Genomic DNA, 470 nt, shown 5'->3' with positions numbered 1-470 from the left:
GGCGTGGGCGGCGAGGGCGGCGATGGTGAGGGCGGCGGTGATGCCGTCTTTGTCGTTGACCAGCACGCCGCGGTCGTCGCCGACGCTGTAGCCGAGGGCTTCTTCGTAGCCGAATACCAGCCGGTCGGAGGGGCCGGCGGCGCGCATGATCCATTTGAAGCCGGTGAGGGATTCGGTGAACCGGACGCGGTGTGCGGCGGCGATCGAGCGCAGCAGCGATGAGGACACGATGGTGGTGGCGATCAGGCGGTCGTGGCCGGTGGTGTGGCGCAGGATGTGTTCGGCGAGCAGCCCGCCCAGTTCGTCTCCGGTCAGCACGCGCCAGCCTCCGGGGTGTGGGACGGCGACGGCGCAGCGGTCGGCGTCGGGGTCGTTGGCGATGACCAGGTCGGCGCGGCGTTGGGTGGCGAGCGAGAGGGCCAGGTCGAGGGCGCCGGGTTCTTCGGGGTTGGGGAAGGTGAGGGTGGGGA

1 pseudogene is annotated in these 470 nt (G+C 71.1%); it reads right to left on the bottom strand.

Annotated elements, in window-relative coordinates:
- Window positions 1–470, bottom strand: a pseudogene (locus ETD83_RS42185) (phospho-sugar mutase); the annotation flags it as partial.

The sequence above is a fragment of the Actinomadura soli genome (genome assembly GCF_005889715.1).
Classification (GTDB): domain Bacteria; phylum Actinomycetota; class Actinomycetes; order Streptosporangiales; family Streptosporangiaceae; genus Spirillospora; species Spirillospora soli.
Note: the sequence above shows the minus strand (reverse complement) of the source record. Positions and strands in the feature narration are given on the sequence as shown.